Genomic DNA, 8374 nt, shown 5'->3' with positions numbered 1-8374 from the left:
TCAGTCCTTTCCACCATACTTAAATATTGATTATATCAAAAAAAATGCATCTAGTAAATATAATTCGTAACAATTGAACAAATTTCTGTTAAAGGAGTTTCGCTATGGACAAAATTTCAAAAGAAAAAAGAAGCAAAAACATGTCAAAAATAAAATCCCATGATACATCCATCGAAATAAAAGTGCGCAAATATCTTTTCTCTCAAGGCTTCAGATACAGAAAGAATGTAAAATCACTGCCGGGGAAACCTGATATCGTACTTTCAAAGTACAAAACTGTTATTTTCATCAACGGCTGTTTCTGGCACCGTCATCCTGGATGCAAATATGCCACCACTCCCTCCTCTCATCAGGAATTCTGGCAAAAAAAATTTACGGCAAACGTTAAAAACGATCAAAAGAATCATAAACTGCTTACAGAGTCCGGATGGAATGTCATTGTATTGTGGGAATGCGAAATCGAACATGATTTTGTGAATCTCATGACAAATCTCATAAAAGAACTTCATTCCCGGTTACCCGTCATTCCGGATAACTCTCGTTTCTAGCTTTATCCAGAATTTCCATAAGGCAGACACTCTGTCTGTCCGAAGGGTTTTTCCCTTTTTTCAGTGCCTTTACGCAATTCATCAGTATGGAAGTTTCTTTTGGTGTCAGTATCGGATTGACACGGGTCCATTCCAGTACTTTTTCCCATTTTTGAATACCATACTGGACTACTGCAATCATGGCATTTACTTTATTGATTTCTTTTTGTTCCTTTTTGGCTTCGTGTCGTTCCTGCTTTACAACTTCAGTATCAATCAGTTCATCTATAAATTCACTATGAAGAGCAAATGATTTTTTCTTCATTTTTTCCCAGCATTCGGCTTTTTTAGCCCATTCCGTCACATTCTGTACGCCACGTTCAGAATCCGTAAGAAACACATAGCATTCTTTGGCCAATTCCTCCAGTTGTTTTTCTGTTGTCCGGGAAATTTCCTGTTTCTGCCATATTTTCTTCAAATCCATTTCCTTGTCGGGATACTGCTGGTGTATCAGCCAGAAAAGCCACGATAAAGTATATGTGTTTACCTGCGCTTTGTAACCACCATCATACCAGGAAGCCCTTTTTACGATGCCATCAATGGAATGAAAAAGAATATCCATTGCGACAACACTTCTGTAAAATTGTTCATTGAACTGATTTTTGTCTTTTTCCCACTGTTCAGCTGCCCATCCTGCAAATTTAATGAAATTTTTCTGAGCTCCCGTAGAAACGACATCTGGCATCATCCTGTAAATATTGTAAAACTTGGCCATATCCGTTTTAGTTATAACTTGTTTTTTGGGGTTTTCTTTCTCAAACCTTTTTTTTCTGTACAGGAGTCATTCTGGCAGTTTCCTGTCTGTACTGTCCTCTGGCCCGTTCATAATACCAATGCGTACCATACTGATTGCCATTGACAGCAGGGGCAAGCAGTTTTCTGGAAATCTGTTCCATTTGAATATGGAAAGGCGAATTGGAAAAGAAATCTGCTTCGCTGACTTTATTCTGACTGTTGGCATATCTGGCAATATCCGGAATCAATCTGGCTGCAGTTTCCGGCTCGACAAATGAAAGCTTCATGGGAACATAAATATCTCTCAAATCGTTTGCCCGATCCTTGTCTTTAACCAGTGCATTAGCCAGAGATGCTGTAGTCTGCCCACCATTTACAATCTGTAAATCTCGGATATCTGTCAGAACCAGTCCATTAGTCGTCATTTTTGTTTTTACATCGGAGGCAGTTGCAGCAATGCCATTATTATAGGCAAAAAATTTTTGGGGTTCATTTAGAATGGTATTTCTGATCTGTTTGTTGATTTTTCCCCTAGTTGACAAAAAGGAACGCACATTTCCCTCTAAAAGTCGGCCTCCATACTCGTTATATAATTCAGCCAGAATCTTTCCGGGAATATTGCATAGAAAAGCAGTATACTCACCGCTTTGACCTGCTTTCAAGCATGGAATTCCCTCCACACCAAAATCCGCCAGATGTATTTCAATTTCCTCTCTCCCGCTTTTGGACTTTTCCAGTTCATATAGACGCCCTATATCCCAAACCATATATTCACATTCTTTTTCACACAGAATGCTGTTTTTAAATTTATGAACCCGGGTACTCATAATTCGGTTGGAAATTATGTACATTCTGTATTTATCTACATTTTTAAACCGGTTGGAAATGTCATAGGCCAAATCATATCCCTGAGTACTGGGTTCTCCTCTTTCCAGAATAAATCCATTCATGGAATTGACAATAAAATTTTGTTCTTTCTTGAAAAGATTTACAGCATCCGTATTAGTCAGTGTTTCAATTTCATCACTTTCCACAAAATCACAAATGAACAGAGCTAAACAATGCTCCAAGTTATCATAATAGTATCCATCTATTTGAATTTTTGAATTTCTACTTCCTATACTTTCAAACTGGAGAGGAATAAATTCCAAAAATTCTTCCGCATTTATTAAATTTGATGTGATTTGATTGATGAATTCTTCCCTCGGCATGTTCCCATTTTGTTCGGCTAATAAATGAATATCGGACATTAAATTATTTTTATATGCTACAATTTCTTTATCCATTACGAAGTCCCCCATTCCTTAAAATCATTCAGCTGCGCCAGCATCAGTCTGTACTTCACTTCTGAAACGGCTTCCGGCAACTGTTTTCTTCTGAGTGCCGGAAAATCCCGCCCCACCCTGTAACTCCATCTTTCATAAAATACAAATTTGAATTGATCATAGTAGGGAACTGAAGCATATCCCATTGAAATCAGATTTCCCCGCATGATTCTTCTGGTCTGAGGATACTCTTTCAGCAAATTATCCAGCTTCTCAAAAGCTCCATTTAAAGTTATTCCAACAGAACTAGTAATCGTTGTTCTTTCAGCTGTCTGTATCACCAGATGCCCCTCAGCAGGGTTATCCAACTGCTCAACGGATGAAATGGCCACATCGATACTGCCGGGAGACAGCGTCTTTATTTCATACCAGGTATCCTCAAAAACAAAATCCTGATCTTTTTTCAAAGGGCCCTGCCAGGACAAGACTGCATTTTTTACACCACAGGCAGGTATAAGAACATCCAAACAGAATTTCATTTCCCCCAAAAGACCTTTAATAGCAGCCATACTCAAATAATCTGATTGGCCTGCAGAAAGCAGATGTCTCCACTCCAGATAACGGTTTTCAACGAATTGCACACCAATCCGTTCGTCATCGATACCTCTTGAACTTTCTACCATGTCTTCGCAAAAACAGACAAAAATATTCATAAGGTCCGCCTGTTTCAAGTTGAAGGATATAGTCCATATCTTATCTTTTTTTCTCCATCCAGTTTCAACAACAATGCAGTTTGTAGATGGAAGCACCTCTACTTTGCATGATGTCTGAAGAAGAAGAGACGCATTACCTTTTTCGTCTTTTCCGTAAAAGAAGTCCAGTTTATGTAGTGCATCCACTCTGCTGTATTTGTCATTATTAAATTTTTTAAAAACATCACCAGTATATTTCATTTATATTTTCTCTCAAAAATTAATTTTCACTTTCATATTCATCTTCATCAAAATCATTATCGTTTTCGTCCATGCCAAAGATTTCCTTCTGCATTACTGCATTCATTTTATAGGTACGCACAATCGACTCTACATTCTTCATCAATGGAATCCCTATGGCAAGACCAATCAAAAGAGCATTCGAATCCTTATAATAATCCAAAATTTCCTGAGTTTCTTTATCCATTTTTTCTTTTCCTGCTTTCAAAATTACCGGATAAATGATCAGCAGAGGATTCCGATCGATTCCGGCCCGAAAATAGCTCGTACCGCTCAGACTTTTCTCCTTGCTGAATTTTTCCTTTACTTCTTCTACCTGTTTCTTGGTCAGACCCGCTGCAGACATGTTTTGCGTACCAAGACGGACGTTTGATCCGGAAATCTGCAGAGCCCGAATAGCTCTATTGTATCGGAAAGTTCTTATAACCGGCTTTATACGCAAACCTGCCATAATTCCCAAGTCACCCCGGCCAGATGCAACGGCGACGTCCCAATTTGTATATTTTTTCTGTTCAGAAAACAAAGCTTTTTCAATGTCCTCATTTTTAAATATTCTGTTGGCATTGTGGCAATGATACTCCCGCAGGTACTGCTGTATAAATTGCCAATCTACATTTAAGAATTGAATATTCTCTTTCAGAAACAAATCATTGTTATCTGCCTGGTCATAGTTCGACTTCAAATTCTTTAAAAACTTGTCAGTTGCTTTCAGATTTGCCTGGTTTTCACCTTTTCTGCTTGGCAGATAAGCTGTTTCAATTACAGAACCGCTTAAATTGATTGCCTGCACATAAGTTCTGGCACTTTTCATCTTGTTGCGGGCGGTAACCAGTAAGGCACCCTTATCCTGTCTCACGCACAATCCAAATTCCTGGGGAGTCTTATTCTGATCACGCATCATCTGAATTTTTTCCTTCAGTTCGTCAGTGGCCTCAGTAATCTGCCGATACCAGTCAATGGCCGTATCCGGCATCCAGATCTGGCAGAGATCATCATACCCGCTGCGATATCCAAACCATCTTCCCATTTGCATGAGAGTATCATACATTTTGGAATTACGGTGAAAATAGCTTACACACAATCCCTCCAGTGTCAGTCCACGGGAAAGGCTCAAGCCTCCTACAGCAATCAGTCTCAAGCCGGTATCTGCATAGTTTTCATAGTTGAGGATACGTACAGCATTGCCCCCATTGACAGAATCAACATTAATGGGCATGACGGCGTTCTTCAGATTCTTTTGTACTTCATCCCAAGTAATCAACGTGGATCCGTCCGCATGAAGGCAGTGGCTGAAAAACTGGTCAAAAACCCATTTCAGTTTCTGAAATTCCGGATACCGTAGGGCTCTGCTTCCACACATATAATAGTTTTGTATGGCATTCTGATAATCTTTGACCAGACTGGATACCTGTCCTCTCACCCGATTCTGAACAGCAATAAATCGGGAAAGATTAATCATCATAGTCCTGTGGGCTTTTTGATTTCCTCTTAAATCTCTGATTACGTTAATCAGCATAAAGGAACAAATGGCTGTTTCCAAACTTTTCGGTATCTGAGGACTCGGAAAAAATTCTTTTTTATGTTTCATGGGAACATAGTCTTCACAATCATCATTATTGTGAAGCATTGTCCGATATTTTCCGTCACTTGTAAAAACGGCATCCGGACCAATGTAATTGGATGGTGAAGGCAGACAATAGATAAAATCTCTGGGGAACAGATCTTCATTGAACATGTCATCCTCTGTTTCCGGATCAATGAAAATATTGGCATACGGAGTAGCCGTAAATCCAAGATAATCGGATTTTAAAAACTTGTTCAATAATTCACGGATAGCTTTGTTTATGGCGGTCGGATCTGTATCTGCATTATGAGTATTAATGGATGCGTTATCTGCTTCATCATCAATGAGAAGCATGGGTACATCTATTACTCCTGCATCAGCCAATTCAAGCCACTGGCTCAAATTTTGCAGAACGGACCGATTCTTTTTCATGACAAAAATTATGGGAACACTAATCTTGTCCAAGTGCGGTATCAGACTGGATGCTGTTTTTTGTTTAAAATCAGATGATTTACTGGTTACTGACCAGGCAATAGCCTTATTGTCGTATTTTCCGACTCCGACTTTTCCTTCAAAACCTTTTCGATGTTTGAGAAAAGCGTCACTGTCAGTCCCGGTAAATCCCAAATCAACCCGCTCCTGTGTCTGTGCACGAAGTTTTTCCATAACACCGGTAAGAAGGATAATCACTTTATATCCTGCGTCAGCAGCCTTATTGATCAGTGCAATATAGTTGGACGTTTTCCCAGACTGCACTTCCCCAATACACAGGCCTCGTCTGTTGAATCCTTCTTTTTGGCAGGGATTCCCTAAAAGATCCATAACGGCATCCGTGGCGTCATCCATTTCATTCAGCACCGCATTGTTCCATCCCTGAGATCTCAGATAAAGTTTATAACGATTCCAGAACTTGGGATCGATATTACTTTTTGCACTGTTGTACCAAGGTAGATGACTATGTTCTGTTATTATAATTCCCTTCTCTACATTGATTTGAATCTTTGACTCAACATCTTTCAGTACTGCCTTTTTTTCGATGTCAGTCATGGGATTGAGTGAAGCAAATAAATTAATGAATTTCATAATTTCTGCTGATTCCACGTTTTCTCTTCCAGCCAGTTGCATTATAACCAAAGTTGAAACTTTCTTTTGCTTTTCATTCATTTCCATACTCCTCTTTTATTCTGGTAACAACATCAGGATAATTGGAAAACGGTTCCATTATTTTCATTGATTCAATGAATTCTTTCACGTTTCCATGGATCTTCATCAGTTGCTGAACAGTATTTTCAGCCAGCTGAAAAGCTTCTTCCTCATCGTTGTTGTTCCTTTTTTCCAAGTTCATTTCGTTTTGAGCCACTCTGCAGTAAACATCACCAAAAGGAAATGTCTCTTCAACAAGATTCAAATAGGATTCCAGCAGGTTAATCTGGTCCTCATCCATTGATTCTTCCAAATTTTTTAATATGGGCATGTTTCTATTAATCTTATACTCATATTTCTCGCGATTTTGGATTACATCCCATGTATGGATTATATTATCATCTTTTACCTTGCGTCCTCTGTACCGATATACTTTTTCACTTTTTTCCACAGAACGCAGAACAATATTGGCCAGATTTTTTTTGATCATGTAAGGAAGGTTTGCTTTGGATTTTCGAATATCAATTTCCCATATGGAATCCAGTGTATTGGGAATGTCAACCCGTACCATTGCCAGTTTGCCCAATTCATTCTGTTTGATGAGTCTGAACCATGTTCCCCACACAATCAGCCGTTTATTCCGATAAATATAAAACCCCTGCTTCAAACGAAGTTCACTGTTTTCTGCTCGTGCTTTCCTTTCTTTTGCAGTCAGTTTACTAACAAGAGGTAGGACATACGGTTTTACTGTAATAATCTCATTATCAATTCTAATCTGCTGTTCGCTTAATGGTTGAGTGGCCGGGTTATCGGTCAGAAACGGATCGATGCCATGAATTTCATCTCCATTAAAATAAATTTTAATATAATTTCTCACTCCGATATCGCCGTTCAGGTATCGGTGAAATACTAGCGATACATGTTTCTTTGTCAAGACAATCCTGTCATTGAAGGCTCTGCTGAAATTATCAGATTCCTTTTTCAGCCGGTCAAAATGCTGCCACACCACTACAGTCCCACTGTTTACATGATGCAGATATTCGATTCCTGGATATTGTTCAACTTCATTTTCCGAATACAACTGCAAAGACCAATTTTGAGTAGAAGTAATATAATCCAAATCCCATGCTGCTGCATAAATTTGGCTGTTTTTTTTGCTGATTACCGTTACTCTTCTGCATTGAGAAAGCGATGCCATTTTCATTCCCAATCCAAATCGTCCCAAATCCTTTTTGCTTCTCTTCTCTGTAGAACTTTGGCTTCCATAGCGCATGGCCTTTTCAAGGTCCAGTAAAGTCATACCACAACCGTCATCTGCAATGCATACATATGAATCCGGTAATGCCTGAAAATCGACATAAATATTGCCTGCACCTGCGCTGATACTGTTATCTATAATATCGGCCAGAGCTGCCTCAAAAGAATACCCGATGGAACGGTAGATTCAACCAATATAGGCGCTTCCGGAACCACTATTTTTTGCCTCATTATTACACCACCGAAAAATATAATTAAATTTTCATTTTTCATTATAATTATATTATGAATACACACCTTTGTATAGCTAAAAGAAGACCGTGGCTAGTGTCAGCAATCTACAGTTCCATCTGCAGCCCAAATAAGGTAAGCGGAAAATAAATCAGTGTATAGAAAAAGCCCCAGACTTATGCTATCCTTTCTTCATAAGTCTGAGGCTTTGATTCTATTTATTCTTTGCATTTTTCCTGGGGCTTTGTTGCCCAAGGCAGGTATTGATCCAAGGTTTCGGCATCTTTGAAGTTTGCTGTATTGGGCAGCTTTTCAAAGAGGTATTTCAGATACCGTTCGGGGTCCAAGCCGTTGGCTTTGGCTGTTTCAATCAGGCTGTAGACGATGGCACTGGCTTTGGCTCCCTTGGGGCTGTGTGAAGTATTTTTTGGCACTTTGGTCTCTAAGGCCCCAATTGCAAAAAATCCAACGGACTTAGTTTAGGCCTTGTGTAAACTCGCTTCGTCAATTTCCGAGGCGGCGTAAAAGTTGTAAAGTGCTGATCATAAACTTAGAGCTCATTTATTTTTCCTAGCTGCTGCCTCATCGCTGCCAACAAAT

General features: G+C 39.2%; 7 protein-coding genes. 1 reads left to right on the top strand and 6 read right to left on the bottom strand.

Annotation, left to right across the window (positions count from 1 at the left end):
- The first annotated feature begins 104 nt into the window (after positions 1-104).
- A complete protein-coding gene (locus tag NM10_RS09110) occupies positions 105-548 on the top strand; it encodes a very short patch repair endonuclease (protein WP_020311287.1) in 444 nt (147 codons plus the stop codon).
- Here NM10_RS09110 and NM10_RS15045 read toward each other — a convergent pair.
- The 6 genes from NM10_RS15045 to NM10_RS14040 all read right to left on the bottom strand — a co-directional run bounded on the left by NM10_RS15045 (position 523) and on the right by NM10_RS14040 (position 8208).
- On the bottom strand, positions 523-1302 hold the full coding sequence (locus tag NM10_RS15045; RefSeq protein WP_051132257.1) for an AIPR family protein: 780 nt from the start codon (positions 1300-1302) through the stop codon (positions 523-525). The two genes, NM10_RS09110 and NM10_RS15045, sit on opposite strands and share 26 nt — an antisense overlap.
- 40 nt (positions 1303-1342) lie before the next feature.
- On the bottom strand, positions 1343-2608 hold the full coding sequence (locus tag NM10_RS15040) for an AIPR family protein (RefSeq protein ID WP_051132256.1): 1266 nt from the start codon (positions 2606-2608) through the stop codon (positions 1343-1345).
- Positions 2608-3540: a PD-(D/E)XK motif protein gene (locus NM10_RS09100; RefSeq protein ID WP_020311286.1), complete on the bottom strand. Its 933-nt coding sequence runs from the start codon at positions 3538-3540 to the stop codon at positions 2608-2610. The genes NM10_RS15040 and NM10_RS09100 overlap by 1 nt, the downstream gene beginning before the upstream one ends.
- 19 nt (positions 3541-3559) lie before the next feature.
- Positions 3560-6313 (bottom strand): Z1 domain-containing protein, encoded by a 2754-nt coding sequence (locus NM10_RS09095; protein ID WP_239639687.1) that lies wholly within the window; start codon positions 6311-6313, stop codon positions 3560-3562.
- Positions 6300-7670 carry an ATP-binding protein gene (locus NM10_RS09090; protein ID WP_239639688.1) on the bottom strand — a complete coding sequence of 457 codons (1371 nt, stop codon included), beginning with the start codon at positions 7668-7670 and terminating at the stop codon, positions 6300-6302. Before NM10_RS09090 ends, NM10_RS09095 begins: the two co-directional genes overlap by 14 nt.
- A 322-nt stretch (positions 7671-7992) precedes the next feature.
- Complete coding sequence (locus tag NM10_RS14040) at positions 7993-8208, bottom strand: transposase domain-containing protein (protein WP_020311283.1); 216 nt, start codon at positions 8206-8208, stop codon at positions 7993-7995.
- Positions 8209-8374: the final 166 nt, after the last annotated feature.

The organism is Megasphaera sp. NM10 (assembly GCF_000417505.1).
Taxonomy (GTDB): domain Bacteria; phylum Bacillota; class Negativicutes; order Veillonellales; family Megasphaeraceae; genus Megasphaera; species Megasphaera intestinihominis.
The sequence above is the reverse complement of the archived record's forward strand: the minus strand, read 5'-3'. Positions and strand labels throughout refer to the sequence as shown.